The following is a 23,441-nucleotide window of genomic DNA, read 5'->3' on the forward strand; positions in this document are numbered from 1 at the left end:
GTCACCGGTTTCCCTGGGCCTCGGCGAGCGCGGCGTCGGCGTCCACGATGATCTGCACGGCCTCGTCCACGTCGTCGGTGAGCTGGATGAGTTCGAGGTCGCCGTCGTCGATCTTGCCGTCGGCCAGCAGTGTCCCCTTGAGCCAGTCGATCATCGGGGACCAGTACGCCGTGCCCATCAGGATGACCGGGAAGCGCGTCACCTTCTTGGTCTGCACCAGCGTGATCGCCTCGAACAGCTCGTCGAGCGTGCCGTAGCCGCCGGGCAGCACCACGAACGCCTGGGCGTACTTGACGAACATGGTCTTGCGCACGAAGAAGTAGCGGAAGTCGATGCCGATGTCGACCCAGTCGTTGAGGCCCTGCTCGAAGGGCAGCTCGATGCCCAGCCCCACCGACATGCCGCCGGCCTCGGTGGCGCCGCGGTTGGCGGCCTCCATCACGCCCGGGCCGCCGCCGGTGATGACCGCGTAGCCGGCCTCGGCCAGCGCGGCGCCCAGAGCCGCGGCCATCTCGCACTCGGGGCTGTCGGGGTGGCTGCGCGCCGACCCGAAGACGCTCACCGCGGGCGGCAGGTCGGCCAGGGTGTCGAAGCCCTCGACGAACTCGGAGAGGATGCGCAGAGCCCGCCACGCGTCCTTGGTCTTCCACTCCCGCCGGTGGTGCGAGTCGAGCAGTTTCTCGTCGGCCGTGCTCGGCGGGATCGACTCTCGCCGCAGCGTCACCGCGCCCCTATGCCGCTCGGGGGCACCGCCGCGTCGTCCGTTGGTGCTGTCCGTCATGCCTAAAAGGTAGTGCGCACGGTCGGTAACCCGGTGAACAACCGGGTGGGTTTCGGTAAGAGGATTGCGGGTCGCCGACCTTTTTGCCAGATTGAAGCAACGGACGGTAGCTCTCGAGCGTCTGTTCAGTTACCAGATCTCGGCCCAGGCCGGGGCTCGGCGGGCTTAAGGAGCCACCGTGACGACCCGATACGAGCGCATGAAGATGCAGCGCCGCATGCAGCGGCGCATCCGGCTGGTGGTCGAGGAGCGCCGCATGGCGTTCGGCATGCGACCGCAAGCCGACAGCGGGGCGGCGGTCGATCCCGAGGCCACCGTGGAGATTCCCCCGTCGGCGGTGCGGCCGGTCCGCGCGATCGGCCGGGTGGCGGTGCGGCCCGCCCTCTAGAGCGCCAGCCATCGGTGCAGCGTCGCGGCGCCGTCGCGGATCTTGCCGATCTCGACGTGCTCGTCGGGGGCGTGCGCCAGCAGCGGGTCGCCGGGCCCGTAGTTGAGCGCCGGGATCCCCTGCGCCGCGAACCGGGCCACGTCGGTCCAGCCCAGCTTGGCGGCGGGCTCCGCCCCGACGGCGGCGAGGAACTCGCGGGCGGGCGCCGCGGACAGCCCCGGCATCGCGCCCGGCGCCGAATCGGTGAGCTCCATGTCGAAGCCCTCCAGCACCTCGCGGACGTGTTCGAGGGCCTGCGTCTCGTTCCGGTCGGGCGCGAAGCGGAAGTTGACCTCGACGACGCACTCGTCGGGCACGACGTTGCCCGCCACGCCGCCGTTGATCCGTACGGCGCTGAGTCCCTCACGGTACGTGCAACCGTCGATCGTCACCGTGCGCGACCGGTAGTCCGCGAGCCGCCGCAACACCTCACCCGCCGCGTGGATCGCGTTGACCCCCCGCCAGGCCCGCGCCGTGTGCGCCCGCCGGCCCTTGGTGCGCACCAGGACGCGCAACGTGCCCTGGCAGCCGGCCTCCACCACGCCGTACGTCGGTTCGAGCAACACCGCGAAGTCCGCGACCAGCCACTCCGGGTGCTGCTCGGCGACCAGCGTGAGCCCGTTGTACTTGGACTCGATCTCCTCGGCCTCGTAGAACAGGAACGTGAGGTCGTAACGCGGGTCGGGCAGCGTCGCGGCCAGATGCAGCGCGAGGGCCACGCCGCTCTTCATGTCCGCCGTGCCGCAGCCGTAGATGAGGTCGTCGACGACGGTGGACGGGAAGTTGTCGTTGATCGGCACCGTGTCGAGGTGCCCGGCGAGCACCACCCGCTGGTCGCGCCCCAGATCCGTACGAGCCATGACGGTGTTGCCGAGCCGGTCCACGCTCAGGTGGGAGGCGTCGCGCAGCACCTGTTCGACATGGTCGGCGAGCGTCTGCTCGTTGCGGGAGACGGACTCGACGTCGACGAGAGCACGGGTGAGCTCCACGGGGTCGACCAGCACGTCCGGGGTCAGCGGGTTGGCCATGACGCGCACGATACCGGCCGGACGTGAATCATCTCCGCAGCTCGCGCTTTAGTAGTCTTCGGCACGTGGACACTGCGCTCTCGACCTCCCCCGCCTGGGGCATCGGCCTCGCCACCGTCACCGCCGAGGGACAGGTGCTCGACACCTGGTACCCGGACGGCTTCCTCGGCCTCGGCGAGCTCCCGGCCGGGGCGCCGGTGCTGCCGGCCGGGCTGACCGGGCCGCGGGCGCTGCCCGGCCTGTCGACGGTCGAGGTGCGTACGGCGATCTCCTCGCTGGCCGATCCGATCAAGGACGCCGCCGACGCGTACCTGCGGCTGCACCTGCTCTCGCACCGCTTCGTCGTGCCGAACTCGATCAACCTCGACGGCATCTTCGGCGCGCTGGCGAACGTGGCGTGGACCTCGGCCGGCCCGTGCCCGCCCGATCGGGTCGACGAGCTGCGCTTCCTCGAGCGCGCCGCGGGCGGTCACCTGGCCGTCTTCGGCGTCGACAAGTTCCCGCGCATGACCGACTACGTGGTGCCCTCGGGCGTACGGATCGCCGACGCCGACCGGGTGCGCCTGGGCGCGCACCTGGCCTCGGGCACCACGGTCATGCACGAGGGCTTCGCGAACTTCAACGCCGGCACGCTGGGCACGTCGATGGTCGAGGGCCGCATCGTGCAGGGCGTCGTGGTGGGCGACGGCTCCGACATCGGCGGCGGGTCGTCCATCATGGGCACGCTGTCGGGCGGCGGCAGGGACAGGGTGCGCATCGGCGAGCGCAGCCTGATCGGCGCGAACGCGGGCATCGGCATCTCGCTGGGCGACGACTGCGTGGTCGAGGCGGGCGTCTACATCACCGCGGGCTCCAAGATCACGCTGCCGGACGGCAAGGTGGTCAAGGCGCGCGAGCTCTCCGGCGTCGACGGGCTGCTGTTCTGGCGCAACTCGGTGACCGGCGCGCTCGAGGCCAGGCCGCGCAAGGGCACCGGCATCGAGCTCAACGCGGCGCTGCACGCGAACGACTAAGGCTCGAGGTAGGGAGCGGCCGCCGCCTTGACCGCGGCGGTCAGCTCCTCCAGCACCGCCGAGCCGATCCGCCAGTACTGCCAGTAGAGCGGCACGTCTAGATGCCTGTCCGGGTGCAGCTGCTTGTAGCGGCCCGCCGCGATGTCCTCGCGCGCGATCCACTCCTGCACCATCCCCCAGCCGAGGCCGAGCCGGATCGCCTCGAGGTACGCCGAGGCCGACGGCACGTAGTGGGCCTCGCCGATCTCGCCGCCCGAGAAGCGGTGCTGCAGCTCGTCCTTGCGGTTGTAGAGCACGGCCGCCGTCACGCCGGGCCGCCCGCAGGCGAGGTAGCGCATCGAGCCGAGCCGCTCGATCCGGCAGCCCTGCACCACCGCGTTGTCGGCCGTCACCGCGGCCATCGCCGTGCCGGACCGCAGCAGGTCGGCCGTGTAGTGCTCGTCGTCGGTGTGCAGCTCGTACGCCGGCCCGGGCACGGCGGCCAGCGCGGGCAGGAACCAGGTGTGCAGCGAGTCGGCGTTCACGACGATCGAGATCCGGGTGCCGTCGCGCGCCTGGGCGAGCGCCTCCCGTTCGAGCAGCGCCACCTGCCCGGCGAAGCGCACCAGCGCCTCCCCCGCGGGCGTAGCCACGCACGGCTTCGCGCGGCGGACCAGCACCTGACCGACCGAGCGCTCGAGCGCCTTGATCCGCTGGCTCACCGCCGACGGCGTGACGTGCAGCTCGCGCGCCGCCGCCTCGAAGCTGCCGGTGTCGATGACCGCCTGGAACGTCGCCAGCTGGCTGAAGTCCACGATTAGCGATACTAATGCAACTTCAAAATCTTTAGTTTGAGTACGGGTCCGGCTCGCTCTAGCGTCAAGGCGTGCTCACCTCCGTCGTCGCCGGCTTCGCCGCGTCCGCCGTGCTCATCATCGCCATCGGCGCCCAGAACGCCTTCGTTCTGCGGCAGGGCCTGCGCCGCGAGCACGTGCTCGCGGTCGTGCTGGTCTGCGCGCTCTCCGACCTGGTGCTGATCCTGGCCGGCATCGGCGGGCTGGGGGCCGTGGTCACCGCCCGCCCGTCCGCGGTCACGGTGATCAAGTGGGTGGGGGCCGCGTTCCTTCTCACGTACGCCGTCCTGGCCGCCCGCCGAGCCCTGCGGCCGGCGGCCCTGCAGGCCGCCGACCGCGCTCCTGCGACGCTGCGCGCCACCCTGCTGACCTGCCTGGCGCTGACGTACCTGAACCCGCACGTCTACCTCGACACCGTGCTGCTGCTCGGCTCGGTCGCCCAGCAGCACGCCCACCGCTGGCTGTTCGGCGCGGGCGCCGCCGCGGCCAGCGTGGTCTGGTTCACCGCCCTCGGCGCCGGCGCCCACCGGCTCGCGCCGCTGCTGGCCCGGCCCGCCGCCTGGCGTGTGCTCGACGGCCTGATCGCCGTGGTGATGCTCGGCGTGGCCGCCTCGCTGCTGCTCGCCTGACGCGTCGGCACGCTTCGGCCCCTCATCAATTCTCGTTGATTGACGGTCATCTATTGGTTAGCGGCACCACGCCGACGCGCGCGACGACCGTCCTACCGTCGACGCCATGACCCACGACACCCTGGCGCAGGAACTGATCGAGATGACCGACGAGGACCGCCGGCTGCAGGGCGGGGCCCTCGGGGACGATCCCGCGGGGCGGCTCGCGCACCGACGCGTCACCGTGCGCAACGGCGATCGGCTGGCCGAGATCCTGGACAGGCACGGATGGCCGACGGTCACGGCGGTCGGCGCGGAGGCGGCCCGCCGGGCGTGGCTGGTGGCGCAGCACGCCGACCAGCAGCTCGACGTGCAACGGCGGGCGCTCGCGCTGATGACCGAGGCCGTGGCGGCGGGCGAGGGGGAGCCGCAGCACCTCGCCATGCTGCGCGACCGGGTGCTCGTCAACGAGGGCCGGCCGCAGATCTACGGCACCCAGATCGCCGGGGTCGCCGACGGCGCTCCCGTCCCGTGGCCGTGCGAGGACCCGGACCGCATGGACGAGCGGCGCGCGGAGGTGGGGCTCGACCCGTACCTGGTGCACATCGCCAGGCACGGGCAGGCTTGACCCTCCAGCAGGTCGAGGGGGCAGGGTCGGCGGGGTGCGAACAGACATGCGCAGCATCGGCGAGGTGGCGCGGGCCAGCGGGCTCAGCGTGAGCGCGCTGCGGTTCTACGACGGCGCGGGCGTGCTCGTGCCGGCCGAGGTGGACCCGGCGACCGGCTACCGGCGCTACGGCGACGACCAGCTGCGGGCCGCGCGGCTGATCGCCGGCCTGCGCCGAGTCGGCCTGCCGGTGGCCGAGATCGCCGCGGCGGTGCGCGAGCTGGACGAGCCGTCGGCCGTACGGCGGCGGCTGGACGCGCATCGGCGAAGGCTCGAGGACGGGCTGGCCGACGCCAAGCGTGAGCTCTTGCGCATCCATTCCCTGCTCGACCTCCAGGAGAAGCTCATGACCCGGATCACCCTGCCCGCGGCCGCCCTGGCCCCGACGCTCGACGCCGTCCGCTTCGCGGCGGGCGGCGACCCCGCGCTGCCGATGCTGCAATGCGTGCTGCTCGACGTGACCGACGGCGCGGTCACGCTGGTGGCGACCGACCGGTTCCGGATGGCGGTGGCGACGGCGGCCGCCGAGGTCGAGGGGCCGCCGATCCGCTCGGTGCTGCCGCTCGGCTTCGTCGACGAGCTGCGCCCGCTGCTCACCGGCGGCCGCGCGGTGCTCGACCTCGCACCGGGTCGCGTACGCGCGGAGCCCGCCGCGATCGAGGCCAAGCCGCTGGAGCTGGAGTACCCGGACCACCGGCGGCTGCTCGACGCGCTGCCGGCGCCCAGCACGCGGGTCACGGTCGACACCGCCGCGCTGCGGTCCTCGCTGGCCTCCGCGCCGGTCGCGACGCGCGAGCACGAGGGCACGGCGTACGAGGTCGCGGTTCTGGCCTTCGACCCGTCCGGCGGCGTGCGCCCGGTGCCCGAGGCCGACTGGAGCGACACCCACCTGGCCGTGAACCGGGAGTTCCTGCTGCAGGCCCTGGACGCCGGAGCGGCCGGGCAGCTCGTGCTGGAGCTCGACGGCCCGATCAAGCCGCTGGCGGTCCGCGTTCCGGGCGACGACTCCCGCTTCTCGATCCTCATGCCCGTACGCGCTTGACGTGTCGGAGATTTCCGACGCATCATGGGCGCATGCCCGACGTGGATGTGTTCGGCGCACTGGCCAACCCGGTGCGCCGCCGGTTGCTCGAGGCGTTGCGCGACGGCCCCCTGCCCGCGGGTGAGCTGGCCGGGCGGTTCGCGCTGAGCCGCCCGGCCGTCTCGGAACACCTGGCCGTGCTGCGTCATGCGCGGCTGGTCACCGAGGAGCCGCGCGGCCGCCACCGCTACTACCACCTGGCCGCCGAGCCGCTGGCCGAGGTGGACGACTGGCTGCATCCGTTCGAGCGGTACTGGCGCGGGCGCCTCACCGCCCTGCGCGACGTCGTCGAAGGAGAAGACCTGTGAGCGCCATCGAATGCGACCAGTTCATCGCCCGGCCGCCGGCCGCGGTGTGGCGGGTGCTGACCGAGCCCGGCCTGCACGCGAAGTGGTGGGCGGCCGGCGACATCCGGCCCGAGGTGGGGCACCGCTTCACCCTCGACATGGGCTCGTGGGGTGAGCAGCAGTGCGAGGTGCTCGAGGTCGAGCCTGAGAAGCTGCTGCGCTACACGTTCGCCGAGGGCGTGCTCGACACGACGATCACCTGGCGGCTCGAGCCCGAGGGCGCCGGCACCCGGCTGTTCCTGGTGCACGACGGCTTCGAGCCGGGATCCACCGCGCTGGAGGGCATGGGCCGCGGCTGGCCGGGGCTGCTGCGCCGGGCCGAGGTCGCGGCCGCGTAACAATTCACGGCGGGTTCACACGATCACGCTTGAGCCGTGTCACACCGGGTGCTGCACCCCCGGGCGGCTTGGTTACCGTCGTCTGGTGCGCATCGGGCAGCAGTACGAGGAGTCGGCCGGCGAGCGCGCCACCGCCTGGGAGTTCGCCTGGCTGGACGGGCGTGACGTCGGCTCCGAGCCCTCGTGGTCGTACCCCGGCCTGGCCCGGGCCCTGCTGCGCCGCGCGTCCTCGCTGCTCGACCTCGACACCGGCAACGGCGAGCTGCTCGCCGAGCTGGCGCCGCTGCCGCCGCACACCGTCGCGGTGGAGAGCTGGGCGCGCAACACCCCCGTCGCCCGCGACCGGCTGGCGCCGCTCGGGGTGCCGGTGCTCACCGAGCTGCCCGGCGGCGAGGACGAGTTCGACGTGGTGCTCAGCCGCCACGGCCGGCTCCCCGCCGCCGACCTCGTGCGGCTGCTGCGCCGCGACGGGGTGCTGCTGACCCAGCAGGTCGGCAGCGACGACCTGGCCGGGCTCAACGTGGCGCTGGGGGCGCCACCGGCCCACCGCCAGCCCTGGAACGCCGGGGTGGCGGTCGCCGCGCTGACCGCCGCCGGCCTCGAGGTGACCGACGTGCGCGAGGAGCACCCGTCGGTCACCTTCACCGACGTCGGCTCGGTCGTGCGCCAGCTTCGCGACCTGCCGTGGCAGATCCGGGACTTCACGCCGCGGCTCTACCAGGAGCCCCTGGACCGGCTCGACACGTTCATCCGCCTGCACGGCGGTTTCACCGTCACCGCCCACCGGTTCCTCGTCGAAGCAGTACGCCGGTAAAACTCCTCCCCCCGAAAGAGATCCGCCCATGCGCCCGCTGGTCATCGCCGTCGCCCAACCGCACGTCCACCTGTTCGACGTCGCCGCGAACGCCACCCGGCACGCGGCCACCGTGCGCGCCGCCGGGGCCCGGCTGGTCGTCTTCCCGGAGCTGTCCCTGACCGGGTACGACATGGACGCGCCGCTGCTGTCGCCGGACGACCCGCGGCTGCGGCCGCTGATCGACGCGTGCGCGGCCACCGACACGATCGCGCTGGCGGGCGCCCCGATCGCCGGCCCGCACATCGCGACGCTGCTGGTGGACGGGGACGGCGCCCGGGTCGTCTACCGCAAGCAGCACCCGCACCACACCGAGGCGCGCTTCCAGCCGGGCCCGGCGCCCGCGGTCGTCGAGGTGGACGGGTGGCGTCTCGGCCTGGCGATCTGCCGCGACTCGGGCATCGAGGAGCACGCGGCGGCCACGGCGGCGCTGGGCATCGACGCGTACGTGGCCGGGGTGGCCGAGGGCCCCGACGCCGACGGGGTGCTCGCCGAGCGGGCGCGCCGGGTCAGCACGACGTACGGCGTCTGGGCGGCGATCTCCTCGTGCGCGGGCGCGACCAGCCCCGCCTACCCCGACAGCGCGGGCCGCTCGGGCATCTGGGCGCCGGACGGGACCGTGCAGGCGCGGGCCGGGCGCGGAGCCGGCGAGATCGCGCGGGCCACGCTCTCCGCCGAGCGGCTCGCCCGCGTCTGACTCACGCCTTGCGGGCCAGCACGAGGCTCGTCCGGAGCGCCAGCGTGATCGACCCGCCGAAGCCGTCGATGGCCGCGGCGCAGCCGTCGAGCGCGCGCCGCTGGTCCTCGGCCGAGTGGCGCAGGAACGGCGAGAACGTCCGGAGCAGCTGCAGATAGCGTCGCGTCGAGAAGACCGGGTACGAGGTGAGCGTGCGCTCGACGACCCCCGACCACAGGCCGGCGGCGAGCACGTCGTCGCGTACCCAATGGTCCGCCCGGCCGACCACGCACGGGTCGACCCTGGTGAGCACGTCGGTGATCGCCTGCTCCTGCGCCGGGTCGGCATAGCCGTACTTGTGCTGGAACAGCGCGAGCGTGCCGCCGTTCTCCAGGGCCTCGTACGCCTTGGCGTTGCGCGACTCGGCCGGCATCCAGTGCCACGCCATCGCACAGCCGATCAGATCCGGCTTCACGGCCGGCGGGCGCCACTGCTCGAACGTCGTCTCGAGCACCTCGACCTGCGGGAACTTGGCCCGCAGCACGGCCGCCATGCGCGGGTCGGGCTCGATCGCGGTGAGCGGCCGGCCGAAGGCCAGCAGCAGCTCGGTGCCCTTGCCCGTGCCGGCGCCCAGCTCCACGATGCTCGACGGCGTGCCCGCGTAGTCCCCGATCGCCTGGCGCACCTCGTCGGAGTAGCCCGGCCGGACCTCGTCGTAGAGGTCGGCCACCTCGCCGAAGACCCGCACCATGCGCCCGACCGTAACGGCTAGAGTCGGCCCGTGCAGCACCATTTGCGACCGGCCGGCTCGCCGCCCACCAACGGCTACAGCCACGCGGTGTCCTTCACCGGCACGACGGTGCTGGTGTCCGGGCAGGTGCCGCTCGACTCCGACGGCAAGCTGGTCGGCGCGGGCGACGCGCTGGAGCAGACCCGGCAGGTGTTCCGGAACATCGCCGCCGCACTGGCCGCGGCCGGCGCCGCCATGTCCGATGTGGCCAAGCTGACGGTCTTCCTCACCGATCTCGCCGACCTGCCGGCGTTCCGGACCGCGCGCGACGAGTTCCTCGACGTGACCCGGCCGCCGGCGAGCTCGCTGGTTCAGGTCGCCGGCCTGGTGAGCCCCGACTTCCGCGTCGAGATCGAGGCCGTCGCCGTCCTGCCCGCGCGCTAGCCGACAGAAGCGTCGTCGGTAAGCCTCTTTCAGGTGAGCCGGGCGGAAATTCGCTTAACTCGTTAGTGGAAAACGCGACGCGCATCGCGATCGGGGCTCGCATTTCGCCCCCTAACTTGGGGGGCACGGCCGCCGTGGGAGCTTTTGCCGGTTGGGCGCCGGGCTCCCGGGTGATAGCACTCCATTGATGCAGCACAGCGTCATGATCGACGATCGTCACGGCGGGCCGGTCACTCAAGCCTTCACGCATCGGTCAGCCTTGCGGGTTAAGCCGGTCGTCGGGAACCGGTTGACTTGTCGTTCTCGATACGACGGGCGGAAGCACTATCGCTTCCATTAACGACATCGGTCATCTTTGTCGCAGCGCCGGAACGCCATCGAGCCCCGGCCACACCAATTCCGAGCACTACCGCGATAAGTCGCGGCCCTTCCTGGAGGACCCTCAGATGCGCAAGATGACCAAGCGTTCCGCCATCATCACCGGCGTTGCCGTTGTCGCGATCGGCTCCGGCGCGGCGGCGTTCGCCGCAGGCTGGGGTGTCAAGGGCTCTGGAACGGGCAGCGCTACGGCTTCGACGATCCAGGACCTGAAGGGGTCCGCTTCGGTTGGCGACAAGGTCTTCCCCGGAGCTAAGACGACGATCTCGCTGACGTTCACGAACCCGAACGACTTCCCGGTCGTCGTCGATTTCTCGTCGTTCAAGCCGGGCGCTCCCACGGTGAAGAACGACGATGACAAGAAGAGCTGCGCGACGGGCCTGGCATCCGCCACCAAGCTGATCGAAGACCTCAAGCCCAAGGGCGCGGCGCCCAAGGTTCCGGGCAAGGGCGGATCCGCCGAGGTCGGCGCGGACCTCACGGTCGGCGACCTGCCCGAGGCGTGCGCCGGCAAGGAGATCAGCTTCGCCTACACCTTCACCGGCACCAGCGCCGCCTGATCCTGCGCCCCCGGCGGGGTGGAACGACTGTCGTCCCACCCCGCTTTCCCTTCCCTCCCGGAGACGGCTGATGAAGATCTGGTGGCCCACTATCGCCACGGCGGTGCTGATCAGCGGCGGCGTCCTGGCCATCACAGCCGGAGCATCGGACTCGTCCGGGATTGCTGACGACGAGCCCATGGTCATGGTCGGACGCGAGCGGGGCGACGGATCGGTGGAGTTCGCCATCGAGGGCAGAACCGTCCGCGGCGTCTATCCGGGGGCGGTCAAGCAGATGCGGACGACCGTGGTGAACCCGTCCCGCTATCCGCTGCGCTTGAAGAGCCTGAGCGGCAGAGTCGTCGCCTCCTCCAAGCGGGCATGTTCCACCGGGAACCTGCAGGTGAAGGCGTACAGCGGCAAGTTGCCTCTCACCATCGCGGCGTATGGGCGGGTGACTCTTCCGGGCACGCTTCCGATCACCATGCCGATGGAGGCGCCCACCAAGTGCGCCGGCGTCCGCTTCACCATCGCGCTCTCCGGCGTCGGCTTCCGGGAGGGCACCCGATGAGGCGCATGTGCCGCTACGCCGTGGTCGGCACCGTGCTGGCGGTCGCCGGCGGCGCCGGGACGTACGTTGCCTACGCCGACTGGACCGTTCCCGCCAGCACGGTCAAGGTCACCATGAAGGCCGCCACCATGCCGAAGGGGACCAAGCCCAGCGTCGCAGCGCAGTCGGGCACGGCCGTCGTCAGCTGGAGCGCGCAAGAGATCGCGCCCGGCGTGAAGATGGACCGTTACGTCGTCATCGCATACAGCCAGGGCGTCGCGCCCAAGCCCGCCATCATCCGGGACGTCGCCGCCACCGGCGCCGTCAGCGAGTCGGCCGTCTTCGGCGCCGCCGAGGTCGCGGGCGGCAAGTGGAAGTGGACGGTCACACCGCGCTTCGCCTCGTGGAAGGGCGCCGAGAGCGGCCTCAGCAAGGCGCTCGAGTTCGACGCCGCGCCCGCCGCCGTCCTGGTCGAAGCCCCCGCGGAGACCGCAGCACCCTCGCCGGCCGCCAAGGCCACGGCACCCACCGCCCCGGCCACCGGACCGACGACTCCGGTCCCCGAGGCGACCACCAGCAAGCCGGCCGCCGTGCCCACCACGACGCCGCCGGTTTTGCCGCCGCCCGCCGAGAACGACAGTGCGTCCCCGCCCGCGTCCGCGCCCGGGGAGCAGGAGCCGGCGAGCGAGGCCGGACTGCCCGCCAGCAGTTCGGCTCCCGCGGACATTTCCAAGTAGGTGGGGAAAGGTCGAGCCCGCGGCGAGGTCCCACGCCGCGGGCTCGACCGGTACGTCTCGCAAATGGCACGGACTTTCGGCGGATGGTGACCTTCATGCTTCGTACGGAATCGTCGGCCCCGCTCCGGACGCGGGTAACGCCTCACCGGCGCCCGCGGCTTACGCGCGGCGAGAAAGGCCGGCCGTGTTAGACCAGCGCGGCCGAGCGAATGAGACCTCCTCGGCGAAGCCGTTCGATGCCCGGACGCGAAATCGTCGGACCTTTCCCCCTTTGGGATTAAGCCGGACAGTCGCACCTGTGCGATTTACGCGCGCAGAACCGCGGACGGAATCCCGATCACACGACCAGGCAACGTCGGCGACCGTTATGAGGGAAGAGTCCCCACCAGTCGCCGAGGAGAAAGTGCCGCATGCGTATGCCGACCCGACGGGCTGCCCCGTGCACGACGGAGGCGCGGCCATGATGCGGCGTGAGGTCCCGACGCGAACGCGGGAGGCCGGCAGCCGAGCCGGCGACCAGATCGCCGACATGCACATCGAGCTCGCGCCGTCCGATCACGAGGAGCCCACCTGGGAGGTCCGCAGCCCCGAGGCGGCGGGCCGCAAGCGCCGGTTGGACCGGCGTACCCGGATGATCCTCGGCGTGGCCGCGGTGCTCGCCGTCGTCGTGAACGCGGGCGCGGCCTGGGTCTACTGGCGCATCAGCGACACCGAGGTGGCGCAGCCCGCCGACGGCCCGCCGATCGAGCTGGCCCTGCGGGCGCGGTCCGACCTGAACAACTCGCTGACGCGCGGCACGACGGGCGACCTGGTCGTGACCGTCACCAACGACAACAGCTTCCCGATCAAGATCACGTCAGTGGTCGGGGACGGGCGGATCGTCGCCAACCCCGAGCACGCCCGGGCCGGTTGCGCTCCCACGGGCGTACGGCTCAGTCGGCAGCAGTTCGAAGTCGTGTGGGAGGTCGACCGCAACACGATCGGCGCCTTCAACGTGCCGGGCGGGCTGACCATGCGACCGGACGCCAAGGCTGCGTGCGAGCACGCGACCTTCACCGTCCCGGTGCGCGTCTTCGGCGTGCGCCAGGAAAGTAGCTGATCGGACCTGTGGACAACCCGATTTGCCCCCTTTCCCGAGGCGTAGTCTCGGGCTGGCATGCCCGAGGCCAAGCTGAACTGGTGGTACAACGCCATTTCGACGCCTTGGCCCCCGGTCAGCGACCGTTGCAGATGCTGCGGCAGCGTGGCGACGGTGGCCAGCAGGGCGTCGCGGACGTGTTCGGCGTTGCGGCCCGCGGCCAGGTGCAGCAGCACGTAGCGGGTGGAGCGTTCGACCAGGGTGCCGATCGCGGACTGGTTGTCCTTGCCGACGATCAGATCGCCTCCCCAGTGCCCGGGCACGGCCCGGTCTTGGGCTTCGGCGGGCCGGTCGCTGATCAGCACCATCGGGCTGGTGAACCGCTGCTGGCGCTGTTCCGGCGTGCGGCGTGGGCCCGGCCGGTGCGCAGCGCGGCGGCGAGTTCGCGGCGCAGGCTGCCGCGGCCTTGCACGTAGATGGCCTGGTAGATCGTCTCGTGCGACACGTGCCACTCGTTGCGGCCGGGCTGATCGCGGTGCAGCCGGCGGCTGATCTCTGCTGCGGGCTGTACTTGCACTCCAGCATCGCCCTGCACCGCGGCGTGCAGGCCAGGCCGGGCGGCGAGTTTGCGGGTCTTGGGCCGGGGCCGGCGGGCTCGGGCAGTTCCTGGGCGGCATAGGGCCGGTAGTCGCCGGTGACCGGATGCGCGTAACGGGCGATCTCCCGGCTGATCGTGCACCTGGGCCGGCCCCGCTCCGCCGCGATCGCAGTCTGCGTAGCGCCTTCGCGCAGCCGGTCAGCGATCACGATCCGCTCGTCCTGCGACAGATACCGGGCGCAAATCGGCGCCCGCCGGGCCGCGACCACGGCCCGCTTCCTGGCTTCCTGCCGGGCGTCACGGGCCTGGCGCCAGGCAGGATGCCGCCAGTCGAAGCCGGCCTTACGGTCCACGCCGACCCGCCGGCATGCCTCACTGGTGCCTACACCCTGCGCCACAAGACCCAAATATGCCTGCCGCTGCGCGGCTTTGGCCGTGTCCGGCAGCCAGCCCTCGGCATCGTCATCTGACACCTGCTACCCCTCGGTGAGCTCAGGTGTTGCGACGATCCCTTGAAGCCGAGGTGGGCGGGGTAGGGCTGGTGGGGCGGAGAGAAGCGGCGGGGTTAGTCGGGCTCGGAGGGCAGGGCCAGGCGGTCGTCGGAGTGCACGACGGGGGCGCGCAGCGGGCGGCGGTGGCGGCCGGTGGTCTCGGCGCCGTGGAGCAGCTCGGCGTGCAGCGGGCGGTGGTGCCGGCCGTTGTGCGCGGTGAGCTCGCGGATCTCGGGCGGCACGACCACTGACGTACGCAGCACCGCGCTGGCGCGTTCGGCGGAGTCACGGGCCACCTGCTCGTCGTGGGTGGCCGCCTCGATGCCCTCGGCCACGACCCGGGCCATCGCCTCGCCGTACGTGCGGGCGTCCTGGATCTCCCGCTCGTGGATCAGCGACGCCTCGTGTTCCCAGCGCCGCGCGGTGCGGGCCTCGTTGCGCTCGTACGCGTTGCCGCGTGAGGCGAACTTGAGGCCCACGGCGGCGCAGTCGAGTGCCACCAGCAGCAGCGTGATGCCCAGGTAGAAGACGCCGACGCCCCAGAAGTCGGTCCGCACGAGGTGCCACATGGCGGCCGTACGGGCGCCGAAGCCCGCGTCGGCCTTGACCGCGGCCTCGTTGGCCTCGCGCTGCTCGCCGATCTGGCGGGTCAGGTCGACCTGCTCGGCCGAGCGCGCCGCCCGGGCCGAGCGCTGGGTGTCGAGCAGCCGCCCGGCCTGCACGTCGAGCGCCGACGCCTCGTCGTCCAGCGCCCGCGACCGCCGTACGAGCTGGTCGCAGGAACCGCCGGACGGGCAGCCCGCGGCCCGGGTCACCCCGTTGCCGGCGGAGTCCTCGACGGCCTGCCGGTACAGCCGCCGGGCGTCGTCGCGCTTCTGGGCGGCCCGGTCGGTGAGGCTGCGCACGGCGGCGTCGTCCGCGGCCGTCTCCTGCTTCAACTGGCCGAGCCGGGCCGTGTACGCCGCGACCGCGCCGCTGGTGTCGATGCGGCTGAGCTGCTGGTTGTGCACCTCGTTGAGCCGCGCGTCGATCTCGCCCCGGTAGCGCGACAGCATCAGCGGCTCGGTGATGAGCACGGCCACCAGCAGCGCCAGCCCCAGCCGGCCCGCGTACAGCCCGATCGTCGGCTTCTTGAGGAAGTGCCGCGGGTCGGTGGAGTCGAGGTGCTCGTAGCTGATGGCGACCCGCCCGACGACCGCCCGGTCGTACGCGACCACGCCGGCCGCCACCATGGGCCCGACCAGCCAGCGGTACCAGGGGTGCTCGTAGTTGGAACCGGCGTCGATGAACGCGGCGCCGCCGACCGTGGCGTACACGAAGTACAGCACGATGAAGACGCCGATCGTCGAGTACAGCACCCGATCGGTGTGCGTGGTCACGCTGGCCGGGTTGACGTTCGCCACCCGCAGCAGCACGTCTCTGCGGCCCCTGGGCATGCAGCCGAGTCTTGCGGATCATGCCGCCGTACGCGGGCTTATCCGGACATTTTGCTCGACGGCTCGAGGTCCGGCTCGGTGATCGTCACCCGGACCGTCACCGCGGCGTGCACCGTCTGCGGCTGCGGGTCGACGTCGAAGCCGGCGGACTCCTGCGCGTTGTCGAAGGCGACCGCCCGCATCATCGGCCGTTCCCCGCCACCGGCGCCCTCGTCGGCGATCTCGACCAGCCGGTCGACCCGGGCGCCGACCGCCTCCGCGTACTCCCGGGCGCGGCCGAGCGCGTCGGCGATCGCCTCGCGCCGCACGTCGGCGCCCGCGCGGCTGCCCGGGCGCAGCTGCCACCACGGCCCGTTCACCGCGGCGTGCTCGAAGCCGGCGAGACGCAGCAGCAGCTGACCCAACGGCTCGAAGTCCGTGACGATCACCGAGGTGCCGATGCTTCCCGTGTACGCCACCACGCGCTCGCTGCCGCGCTTGAGCTCGGGATAGACCTGCACGCCGCCGGTCTCGCGCCGCTCGATCGCGTCGCCCGCCTCGGCCAGCAGCGCGTGCAGCTCGGCCGACCGCTCGCGCAGCCGGCTGACCACGGCCTCCCGGTCGCGGTCGCGCGCGGACAGGGTGACGTTGAGAACCGCCTGCTCGGGCGGCACCTCGCGGTACGCCTCACCGCGGACCACGATCATGGGTTGCTCGGCCATGCCCCGACGCTACCCGGCTCGCGTCCGCACGCCGGGCCGGGTCTCGGCGGTGCTGCGGGCCAGCTCCGTCAGCGCGTCGCGGGCGTCCGCGCGCAGCCGCTCGCCGTCGGCGGGCGTGAGCGGGCCGGCCTCGGCACTGTGGATGCGCCCGCCGCGCACGTGCAGCCGGAACAGGCCGCGCGGCCCGATGACGACCCGGATGGCGTGCTCCTCGCGGCCCTCGTCGATCAGCCGGTAGGCCTCGGCGATGCGCCCGCGAGCGGTGTCGGCGACCTCGCCGCGCTGCACGAGCGGCGCCGTCGCCGCCTGCATGCGGGCGGCCTCGAGAGCCTCCACGAGGCCCGCGGCAACCCGGGCCGGGCCCAGGGCGGGCCACCAGCCGGGCCTGAGCCCTATGTCGACGAACCGCCCGACCGGATCGACGACCGCGTAGGCCGTGCCCGTGCGGTCGGAACCGCTGATGTGATCGTGCAGATGTGTGGTCACCGGCGCTCCCCCGATCTCCGGTGACACTGAGAGTAGCGCACACATCCGCTTCCGCGAATGCCGTCCCGCGCGCCGGAACCCGGTGCTGATCAGGAACTTCGACGTGCCCGAAGCACCATGAACGCGGCCATCCCGGCGACCAGCAGGAGCACCCCGACAGCCACGATCAGCAACGGCGGCAGCCCGTGGTCGTCGTCCTTCGTGGAGGCGGGGCCGGCGGGCACGGCCCGCGTCGTCGGCGCCGAGCTCGCGGGAGACGTTGTCGCGGGCTTTGCCCGTGGCGCCGTGAGCGCCGCCAGCACGTCGAGCTGCCCGGCGCCGTACCGGTCGTCGCGCCCCTTCGGCCCGCGGTCGACCGCCGTGGACAGCAGCCGGTCGACGACCTCGGCGGCGCGCATGTCCGGGTAGCGCGCCCGGACCAGCGCCGCGGCGCCCGCGACCAGGGCGGACGAGACGCTGGTGCCGTTCGTGACGTCGTACCGGTTGCCCGGGCGGGCCACCGGGATCGAGACGCCGTACGTCACCAGGTCGACCTGCGGCCCGCGGTTGGAGAACGACGCGATCCGGTTGTCGCGGTCCACCGAGCCGACCGCGAGCACGTTGGGGAAGGCGGCCGGCTCAACGACCTTGCCACCGCCGTTGCCGGCCGCGCCCACCAGCACCACGTCTTTCGCGTACGCCTCGGCGAGCGCGTCCGCGAGAACCTGATCGGACGTCAGGTCGAACGACATGTTGATCACCTTGGCGCCGTGCCCGACCGCCCACCGGATGCCGTTGGACACCAGCAGGTCGTCGTTCACCGGCCGGATCGGCATGACCCGGCTGCGCGGCGCCACACCGAGCAGCCCGCCGCCGCGGCCGTGCCCCCGCCCGGCGATCAGCGCCGCCATTCCCGTGCCGTGCGGCCCGGTGTCCACATCGTCCGACGGCTCGTCCCGCGTGACGATCCACCCCGGCACGGTGGCGCCGCGCAGGTCCCGGTGCCGCGTGTCCACTCCCGTGTCCACCACCGCAACGACCACCCCGGCGCCGCCCCTGCCCAGTTGCTGGGCCTTCGCGAGGCGCATGGGCCCGAAGTACCACTGCCGGTCCCGCCACACGTCCGCCCGCGCGGGCACCCCCGCGGCCAGCACGGCGAGCAGCGAGGCCAGCAACGCCGCCGCCACCCGCCGCGCCGCCCGGATCACCCGCGGCGACCGATCACGCCGGGCCCGGGGTCGTGCCGGTGGTCGCCCGCGTCCGGGCCGATCACCGGATCGACGCCCGCCGCGACCTGCCACTGGTTGTCCGCGCCGTACCCGGCCGGCTCGTCTCCGCGGCGCGCCCGCCCACCCGGGCCGGCGAGATGCCGATCGGCCCCTGCCGGATCGCCGGGAAGCCAGGCCGGCCGCGGAGCAGGCGCCACACCGCCCCGACCACCGCCACCACGGCTTCCGGCAGCACCGCTACCTGCAGCCTTGTCTCCGCGCACGCTCACGGCACCGCCGCTGCGGGCGCCCGGAACACGGCCGCTCGCCGGGAGGCCGAGCGGGCCACCGACCGCACCACCGTGCGTGCCGCCGGCCGTCTCGAAGGCTTCGCCACTCGCACGGGTGCCGCCCCTTTCGTCGCCATCCGGCCGCCCGGAGCGCCCGCGGGCAGCACCGGGACCACGCACACCGCCGACGCCGCCACGTCCGACGCCCGCACCCGGTCCCCCTACGCCGCCCAGCTGCGGCCCGGTCCCGCCACGTCCGACGCCCGCACCCGGTCCCCCTACGCCGCCCAGCTGCGGCCCGGTCCCGCCACGTCCGACGCCCGCACCCGGTCCCCCTACGCCGCCCGGCTGCGGCCCGGTCCCGCCACGTCCACCGCCCAGCTCACCACCGACAGATCCCGAGCCGCCACGACGTCCGACCGCCCCGGAACGACCAAGCGCTCCCGGCGCCCCGACTCCGCCGCCGCCCACCGCACCCGGACCGCCGAGCGCTTCCGTGCTCGGGACGCCCCGGCCGCCGGCCGCGCCCGGCCTTCCGACTCCCCGGCCGCCCGCCGCGCCCGCATTGCCGCCGCCACGACCCCCGACCGCACCCGGCCCACCAAGTGATCCCGGCCCCCCGAGGGACCCCGGCCCCCCGAGCGACCCCGGCCCACCGATGACAGCGCCCGGCCGACCGACCCGACCCCGCTCACCAAGCGACCCCGGCCGACCGACACCACCGGGCCCGCCAAGCGACCCCGGCCGACCGACCGCACCCGGCCCGCCAAGCGACCCCGGCCCGCCGATCACAGCGCCCGCCGGAAGCGTCCCGGCGACCGGGACCCGGCCCACCGATCCGGCCGGTGGACGAGCGACCCCACCGCCGACCACCGGCCCTGCACCCGGCAACAGTCCCGGCACGATCGGCGGCACGGCGTTGACCGGCGGCGGCGTCACGCCGGCACTGAGCACCGGCCCGCCGGCCACCGGGGCCGGAAGGGTCGCAGGCGGATTGATGACACCGGCGAGATCAGGCCCACCCGGTCGAACTCCGGCAGCGATGTCGTCGGCGCCGGCCGGGCCGGGCGTCGGCGCGGGAGGCGCCACCGGATCCTGTCCCGGCAGCGGCGGCACCGGCTCGTGGGGCACCGGCGTGCTGATGCCGCCCGATCCCAGCCGTCCCCCCGGGTCGGGCCGCGGCGGCTCCTCCTCGGGTCCGTCGCCGATGTTCAGCGCGTACGGGTCGGGCACCCGCAGGGAATCCACCGCGTCGGCGACCACGTTCTCCATCGTGATCATGTGGGCGCGGGCCTGGTCGTCGAGGTCGTCCTCGGCGCGGTCGAACCAGCGCGGGACGAGGTCGTCGCTCTTGTCCTTGTACTTCTCCCAGAGCGGCTCGATCGAGCTCTTGGCGGTGTCGAGCGCGTCGAGGATCCGGTTGAGCCCGGTCGCGGTCGTGTCGGCGTCGGCCGCTGCCGCCTCGAGGCGGGCCATCAGCCGGTCGAGCTCGATGACGAAGGCCTCCGCCGAGGCGTTCCGGTCGGGCGGCCACGCGGCGACCAGGTCGGCCTTCGCGGCGGCGAGCGCCTGGTGCTGGCCGCGGATCGAGCCGGCCAGCCGGCGCCAGCCCTGGACCTGCTCGCGGGCGAGCCCGTCGCCCTCGGCGGCGACCATCGACCAGAGGCGCGGGGTGTTGAAGGCGTCCCAGTTCGTGCAGTAGCTGCTGGTCATGTCGCTTGCCGCCCGCCGTGCGGGATGGCCCGGTCGGCGGCCTCCCGCCGCTGCCGTGCCTCGGTCGCGGCCGCCACCAGCGCGCTGTCGACCCAGTCGGTGCGGTCGGCCGACCGTACGTCGGAAGCGTCGAAGGCCGCCGCCACCTTGGCTGCCGCGTCGGCCAGGACGCGGGCCGCGGCGAGGTACTCCTCGACGTTCGCGGTGGACGCCTGCACGCTGGCGGCGTATCGCTCCTTGGCGGCGTGGACGCTGCCGCTGGCGTTGCTGATCCCGAAGCGCACGCCGGTGCCGAAGGACACCCGCGCCTCGGAGTATCCCGGCTCGAGCGTCCGGGACGTGTCGTCCCGGACCTTGCCGGAGAACCTGTTCAGACCGTCTGTCTCGACGGAAATGCCGTCACTCACGACCGCCTCCCCGTTAGCTACGTCGTCTCGCAACGCACCGAGGGTAACGACCGGTGTCGAACCGGCTACTCAGGAGTGATCATCGAGGCGCGCGACCGCCGCGGCGACCCTCTCGTCGGTGGCGGTGAGCGCGATCCGCACGTGCTGCTCGGCCGCGGGGCCGTAGAAGGCGCCCGGAGCGGCCAGGATGCCGCGCTCGGCGAGCCAGTCGACGGTCTTCCAGCAGTCCTCGCCGCGGGTCGACCACAGGTAGAGCCCGGCCTCGGAGTGGCTGATCTCGAAGCCCGCCCGGGTCAGCGCCGCGCGCAGCCGGTCGCGTCGCGCCGCGTAGCGCTCGCGCTGGGCCGTCACGTGCTCCTCGTCGCCCAGCGCGGCGATCATCGCAGCCTGCACCGGCGCGGGGACGATCATGCCGGCGTGCTTGCGGACCGCGAGCAGCTCGGCGATCAGCGCGGGGTCTCCGCCCACGAACCCGGCCCGGTAACCGGCCAGGTTGGAGCGCTTGGAGAGCGAGTGCACGGCCAGCACGCCGGTGTAGTCGCCTCCGGTGACCGCGTCGTCGAGCACCGAGACCGGCTGCGTCTGGAAGCCCAGCGACAGGTAGCACTCGTCGCTCACCACGACGGCGCCGCGCTCACGCGCCCAGGCCACGACCTTGCGCAGGTGCTCCACGGGCAGCACCTTGCCGGTCGGGTTGGACGGCGAGTTGATCCAGACCAGGCGTACGCGCGGGGTCGGCCCGACGGCCGTGAGCGAGTCCGACCGCACCACCGTGGCGCCGGCCAGGCGTACCCCCACCTCGTACGTCGGGTAGCAGACCGACGGGATCACGACCACGTCGCCCGCGCCGACGCCGAGCAGGGTGGGCAGCCACGCGACCAGCTCCTTGGAGCCGATCGTGGGCAGCACCGCCGGGCTGCCCGAGGCGCCGCACGCCCGGGCCAGCCAGGCGGCGATCGCGGCGCGCAGGGCCGGCGTGCCCGCGGTGAGCGGATAGCCGGGGGCGTCCGACGCGTCCGCGAGGGCGCGCCGGATCACCTGCGGAACCGGGTCGACCGGGGTGCCGACCGAGAGATCGACGATCCCGTCGGGGTGTTCGGCGGCACGGGCCTTCGCCGGTTCCAGCAGGTCCCACGGGAAGTCCGGCAGGGCCGCGGAGAGCGCGCTCAGTGCGCGTCCCCCCTCGGCGGCTGCGACGCGACGAACGACGTGTCCTTGTCGATCTTGCCGACCTTGGCGGCGCCACCGGGCGAGCCGAGGTCCTCGAAGAACTCGTAGTTCGCCGTCGTGTAGTCCTTCCACTGGTCGGGGACGTCGTCCTCGTAGAAGATCGCCTCGACCGGGCAGACCGGCTCACACGCCCCGCAGTCGACGCACTCATCGGGGTGGATGTAGAGCATCCGGTTGCCCTCGTAGATGCAGTCGACGGGGCATTCCTCGATGCACGCCTTGTCGAGCACATCGACGCATGGCTCAGCGATGATGTAGGTCACGGGTCTTTCCCTCCAAAGCCTCGCCGCGGGGACCGCCGGCGACAGTTGCAGAGCCTAGTATCTCCGCCGGAGGAGGTGACACGTGCTCCGTCGGCAGGATGTGGGACACCGGGTGGTGGTACGCCGAATTGTAGGCGTTTCCCAGGATCGGACGCTCTACACGGATGCCCTGGGCGAGCTGGTCGAGCTCACGGAGACCGATCTCACCATCGCCACCGACAAGGGCACCGTACGCGTCCCGCTGCGCGAGGTGCACCGGGCCAAGCGGGTCCCGGCCGCCCGCCGCCCGCCCGCGGCCGAGGTGATCGCGCTGGAGCTGGCCGCGAACGAGGCCTGGCCCGCGCCGGTGCAGTCCCGGCTGGGCAGCTGGATCCTGCGCGCCGCCGGCAACTGGACCGGGCGGGCCAACTCCGCGCTGGCCGCCGGCGACCCCGACCGGCCGCTGGAGGCCGCCGTCGACGCGGTGGTCCAGTGGTATTCGGCACACGGCCAGCGCCCGCTGATCAACGCGCCGATGCCGCTGGCCGCTCCGGTCAACGCCGCCCTCGACGCGCGGGGCTGGGGCGCCCGGCCGCTCACGCTGGTGCAGACAGCCACGGTCGCGCCGCTGGTGGCCGCGCTCGCGCCGCGTTCCGACCTGCCGCCGGTCGAGCTCGCCGACAGCCCGTCCGACGACTGGTATGCGATGGTCGCCGAGCACAAGGGCACGCTGCCGCCCGCCGCCGCCCGCATCCTCACCGCCCCGCCCCGCGTGGTGTTCGCCCAGGTGCGCGACGACGGCGGCGACCTGCTCGCGATCGGCCGCGGCGCGGTCACCGGCCCGGACCGCTGGCTGGGCGTCTCACTGCTGCAGACCGCCCCGCACGCCCGCCGCCGGGGCCTCGCCCAGCACGTGCTGCGCGCGCTCGCCCAGTGGGGCGCGCAGCACGGCAGCGCCCGCGCCTACCTGCAGGTCGAGGAGCGCAATACGGGCGCGGTCACGCTCTACGGCCGGGTCGGCTTCACGACCCACCACACGTACCTGACCCGCGAGGCGCCGGACTAGCGGCGCACGACCTTGCGGGGCCGGGCCCGGCGCGTCTCGGCGTACGCCTTGAGCGAGCGCGACCGGTAGTCGCGGCCCATCGCCACCGAGATCCAGTAGCCGACCAGCGTGCCGCCCGCGGCGAAGGCCAGATAGAGCGCCACCTGCGCGAAGAAGGCGTCCGAGCCGTTCTTGAACGGCTGCTCACCGCTGACGAAGGGGCCGGCCAGGACGGTCAGCAGCATCGCGCCGCCGACGCCGAGCACCAGGTCGGGCACGATCCACTCGATCGGCGGCCGGTGGTGCGAGACGACGAAGGCGTAGACCGCGAGCACCAGGCCGATCAGCGAGAACATGACGATCGTGGTGCGGGTCTCGGCGGCGTCGTCGCCCTCGAAGGCGAAGCGGGTGACCAGACGGGCCACCACGTTGATGGCGAACAGACCGACCGCCAGCGCCGCGATCGGGAACCAGCGCTGCTGCCTCATTGCCCCTCCCCGGGAACTG

General features: G+C 72.9%; 29 protein-coding genes and 2 pseudogenes. 17 read left to right on the plus strand and 14 right to left on the minus strand.

What is annotated here, in order from left to right; genetic code table 11:
• Position 1: 1 nt before the first annotated feature.
• Positions 2-781: a TIGR00730 family Rossman fold protein gene (locus ACSNN8_RS08410; protein WP_436648071.1), complete on the minus strand. Its 780-nt coding sequence runs from the start codon at positions 779-781 to the stop codon at positions 2-4.
• Positions 782-959: 178 nt separating this feature from the next.
• On the opposite strand from ACSNN8_RS08410, the gene ACSNN8_RS08415 reads away from it, so the two are divergent.
• A complete protein-coding gene (locus ACSNN8_RS08415) occupies positions 960-1,169 on the plus strand; it encodes a hypothetical protein (RefSeq protein ID WP_436648072.1) in 210 nt (69 codons plus the stop codon).
• Here the strand turns inward: ACSNN8_RS08415 and dapE are convergent.
• A complete protein-coding gene (dapE, locus tag ACSNN8_RS08420) occupies positions 1,166-2,236 on the minus strand; it encodes a succinyl-diaminopimelate desuccinylase (protein ID WP_436648073.1) in 1,071 nt (356 codons plus the stop codon). The two genes, ACSNN8_RS08415 and dapE, sit on opposite strands and share 4 nt — an antisense overlap.
• Before the next feature lie 65 nt (positions 2,237-2,301).
• Between dapE and dapD the strand changes: the two genes are divergently transcribed.
• A complete protein-coding gene (gene dapD / locus ACSNN8_RS08425) occupies positions 2,302-3,249 on the plus strand; it encodes a 2,3,4,5-tetrahydropyridine-2,6-dicarboxylate N-succinyltransferase (RefSeq protein ID WP_436648074.1) in 948 nt (315 codons plus the stop codon).
• Here dapD and ACSNN8_RS08430 read toward each other — a convergent pair.
• On the minus strand, positions 3,246-4,046 hold the full coding sequence (locus ACSNN8_RS08430) for a LysR family transcriptional regulator ArgP (RefSeq protein ID WP_436649473.1): 801 nt from the start codon (positions 4,044-4,046) through the stop codon (positions 3,246-3,248). The two genes, dapD and ACSNN8_RS08430, sit on opposite strands and share 4 nt — an antisense overlap.
• Positions 4,047-4,114: 68 nt before the next feature.
• Here ACSNN8_RS08430 and ACSNN8_RS08435 point away from each other — a divergent pair, with 68 nt between their 5' ends.
• The 7 genes from ACSNN8_RS08435 to ACSNN8_RS08465 all read left to right on the plus strand — a co-directional run bounded on the left by ACSNN8_RS08435 (position 4,115) and on the right by ACSNN8_RS08465 (position 8,673).
• Positions 4,115-4,711: a LysE/ArgO family amino acid transporter gene (locus ACSNN8_RS08435; protein WP_436648075.1), complete on the plus strand. Its 597-nt coding sequence runs from the start codon at positions 4,115-4,117 to the stop codon at positions 4,709-4,711.
• 106 nt (positions 4,712-4,817) lie between these two features.
• Positions 4,818-5,318: a DUF6624 domain-containing protein gene (locus ACSNN8_RS08440; RefSeq protein ID WP_436648076.1), complete on the plus strand. Its 501-nt coding sequence runs from the start codon at positions 4,818-4,820 to the stop codon at positions 5,316-5,318.
• Between the two features lie 46 nt (positions 5,319-5,364).
• Positions 5,365-6,399, plus strand: coding sequence for a MerR family transcriptional regulator (locus tag ACSNN8_RS08445; protein WP_436649475.1), 1,035 nt, complete (start codon positions 5,365-5,367; stop codon positions 6,397-6,399).
• Positions 6,400-6,431: 32 nt separating this feature from the next.
• On the plus strand, positions 6,432-6,746 hold the full coding sequence (locus ACSNN8_RS08450) for an ArsR/SmtB family transcription factor (protein ID WP_436648077.1): 315 nt from the start codon (positions 6,432-6,434) through the stop codon (positions 6,744-6,746).
• Positions 6,743-7,123 carry an SRPBCC family protein gene (locus tag ACSNN8_RS08455; RefSeq protein ID WP_436648078.1) on the plus strand — a complete coding sequence of 127 codons (381 nt, stop codon included), beginning with the start codon at positions 6,743-6,745 and terminating at the stop codon, positions 7,121-7,123. The genes ACSNN8_RS08450 and ACSNN8_RS08455 overlap by 4 nt, the downstream gene beginning before the upstream one ends.
• A gap of 85 nt (positions 7,124-7,208) precedes the next feature.
• Entirely contained in the window at positions 7,209-7,937 is a 729-nt protein-coding gene (locus tag ACSNN8_RS08460) for a class I SAM-dependent methyltransferase (RefSeq protein WP_436648079.1), read from the plus strand.
• A 28-nt stretch (positions 7,938-7,965) separates the two neighbouring features.
• Positions 7,966-8,673 carry a carbon-nitrogen hydrolase family protein gene (locus ACSNN8_RS08465; protein WP_436648080.1) on the plus strand — a complete coding sequence of 236 codons (708 nt, stop codon included), beginning with the start codon at positions 7,966-7,968 and terminating at the stop codon, positions 8,671-8,673.
• Between the two features lies 1 nt (position 8,674).
• Here the strand turns inward: ACSNN8_RS08465 and ACSNN8_RS08470 are convergent, their stop codons facing one another.
• Complete coding sequence (locus tag ACSNN8_RS08470; RefSeq protein WP_436648081.1) at positions 8,675-9,403, minus strand: class I SAM-dependent methyltransferase; 729 nt, start codon at positions 9,401-9,403, stop codon at positions 8,675-8,677.
• A 30-nt stretch (positions 9,404-9,433) separates the two neighbouring features.
• On the opposite strand from ACSNN8_RS08470, the gene ACSNN8_RS08475 reads away from it, so the two are divergent.
• The 5 genes from ACSNN8_RS08475 to ACSNN8_RS08495 all read left to right on the plus strand — a co-directional run bounded on the left by ACSNN8_RS08475 (position 9,434) and on the right by ACSNN8_RS08495 (position 13,129).
• Positions 9,434-9,826: a RidA family protein gene (locus ACSNN8_RS08475; RefSeq protein WP_436648082.1), complete on the plus strand. Its 393-nt coding sequence runs from the start codon at positions 9,434-9,436 to the stop codon at positions 9,824-9,826.
• A gap of 446 nt (positions 9,827-10,272) precedes the next feature.
• Entirely contained in the window at positions 10,273-10,764 is a 492-nt protein-coding gene (locus ACSNN8_RS08480) for a hypothetical protein (protein WP_436648083.1), read from the plus strand.
• 70 nt (positions 10,765-10,834) lie between these two features.
• The gene (locus ACSNN8_RS08485) at positions 10,835-11,314 is read left to right on the plus strand and encodes a hypothetical protein (RefSeq protein ID WP_436648084.1); all 480 of its coding nucleotides are present in this window, start codon (positions 10,835-10,837) and stop codon (positions 11,312-11,314) included.
• Complete coding sequence (locus ACSNN8_RS08490; protein WP_436648085.1) at positions 11,311-12,030, plus strand: hypothetical protein; 720 nt, start codon at positions 11,311-11,313, stop codon at positions 12,028-12,030. Before ACSNN8_RS08485 ends, ACSNN8_RS08490 begins: the two co-directional genes overlap by 4 nt.
• A 460-nt stretch (positions 12,031-12,490) precedes the next feature.
• Positions 12,491-13,129, plus strand: coding sequence for a hypothetical protein (locus tag ACSNN8_RS08495; protein ID WP_436648086.1), 639 nt, complete (start codon positions 12,491-12,493; stop codon positions 13,127-13,129).
• Between the two features lie 116 nt (positions 13,130-13,245).
• Here ACSNN8_RS08495 and ACSNN8_RS08500 read toward each other — a convergent pair.
• From ACSNN8_RS08500 to ACSNN8_RS08525, 6 genes and pseudogenes are all read right to left on the minus strand, one after another.
• Positions 13,246-13,785: pseudogene (locus tag ACSNN8_RS08500) on the minus strand (hypothetical protein); the annotation flags it as partial.
• 91 nt (positions 13,786-13,876) lie between these two features.
• Positions 13,877-14,179 (minus strand): annotated as a pseudogene (locus ACSNN8_RS08505) (hypothetical protein); the annotation flags it as partial.
• Positions 14,180-14,271: 92 nt separating this feature from the next.
• Positions 14,272-15,633: a DUF4407 domain-containing protein gene (locus ACSNN8_RS08510; RefSeq protein WP_436648087.1), complete on the minus strand. Its 1,362-nt coding sequence runs from the start codon at positions 15,631-15,633 to the stop codon at positions 14,272-14,274.
• 38 nt (positions 15,634-15,671) lie between these two features.
• The gene (locus ACSNN8_RS08515) at positions 15,672-16,334 is read right to left on the minus strand and encodes an SIMPL domain-containing protein (RefSeq protein ID WP_436648088.1); all 663 of its coding nucleotides are present in this window, start codon (positions 16,332-16,334) and stop codon (positions 15,672-15,674) included.
• A gap of 9 nt (positions 16,335-16,343) precedes the next feature.
• Positions 16,344-16,820: a hypothetical protein gene (locus ACSNN8_RS08520; protein ID WP_436648089.1), complete on the minus strand. Its 477-nt coding sequence runs from the start codon at positions 16,818-16,820 to the stop codon at positions 16,344-16,346.
• Between the two features lie 89 nt (positions 16,821-16,909).
• The gene (locus ACSNN8_RS08525) at positions 16,910-18,007 is read right to left on the minus strand and encodes a S8 family serine peptidase (protein WP_436648090.1); all 1,098 of its coding nucleotides are present in this window, start codon (positions 18,005-18,007) and stop codon (positions 16,910-16,912) included.
• Between the two features lie 38 nt (positions 18,008-18,045).
• Here ACSNN8_RS08525 and ACSNN8_RS08530 point away from each other — a divergent pair, with 38 nt between their 5' ends.
• Together ACSNN8_RS08530 and ACSNN8_RS08535 are read left to right on the plus strand one after the other, a co-directional pair.
• Positions 18,046-18,906: a hypothetical protein gene (locus ACSNN8_RS08530; RefSeq protein WP_436648091.1), complete on the plus strand. Its 861-nt coding sequence runs from the start codon at positions 18,046-18,048 to the stop codon at positions 18,904-18,906.
• 433 nt (positions 18,907-19,339) lie between these two features.
• Positions 19,340-19,999, plus strand: coding sequence for a hypothetical protein (locus tag ACSNN8_RS08535; RefSeq protein ID WP_436648092.1), 660 nt, complete (start codon positions 19,340-19,342; stop codon positions 19,997-19,999).
• A gap of 7 nt (positions 20,000-20,006) precedes the next feature.
• Here the strand turns inward: ACSNN8_RS08535 and ACSNN8_RS08540 are convergent, their stop codons facing one another.
• The 3 genes from ACSNN8_RS08540 to fdxA form a co-directional block, all read right to left on the minus strand.
• Positions 20,007-20,417, minus strand: a complete 411-nt coding sequence (locus ACSNN8_RS08540) for a hypothetical protein (RefSeq protein ID WP_436648093.1) — start codon at positions 20,415-20,417, stop codon at positions 20,007-20,009.
• Between the two features lie 69 nt (positions 20,418-20,486).
• Positions 20,487-21,587, minus strand: coding sequence for a succinyldiaminopimelate transaminase (gene dapC / locus ACSNN8_RS08545; RefSeq protein WP_436649477.1), 1,101 nt, complete (start codon positions 21,585-21,587; stop codon positions 20,487-20,489).
• Complete coding sequence (gene fdxA / locus ACSNN8_RS08550; protein ID WP_436648094.1) at positions 21,584-21,910, minus strand: ferredoxin; 327 nt, start codon at positions 21,908-21,910, stop codon at positions 21,584-21,586. The genes dapC and fdxA overlap by 4 nt, the downstream gene beginning before the upstream one ends.
• Before the next feature lie 82 nt (positions 21,911-21,992).
• Here fdxA and ACSNN8_RS08555 point away from each other — a divergent pair, with 82 nt between their 5' ends.
• Positions 21,993-22,955, plus strand: coding sequence for a GNAT family N-acetyltransferase (locus tag ACSNN8_RS08555; RefSeq protein ID WP_436648095.1), 963 nt, complete (start codon positions 21,993-21,995; stop codon positions 22,953-22,955).
• Here the strand turns inward: ACSNN8_RS08555 and ACSNN8_RS08560 are convergent.
• Entirely contained in the window at positions 22,952-23,422 is a 471-nt protein-coding gene (locus ACSNN8_RS08560) for a hypothetical protein (RefSeq protein WP_436648096.1), read from the minus strand. The two genes, ACSNN8_RS08555 and ACSNN8_RS08560, sit on opposite strands and share 4 nt — an antisense overlap.
• Between the last annotated feature and the right edge of the window lie 19 nt (positions 23,423-23,441).

The sequence above is a fragment of the Actinoplanes sp. URMC 104 genome, from assembly GCF_051386375.1.
Classification (GTDB): Bacteria; Actinomycetota; Actinomycetes; order Mycobacteriales; family Micromonosporaceae; genus Actinoplanes.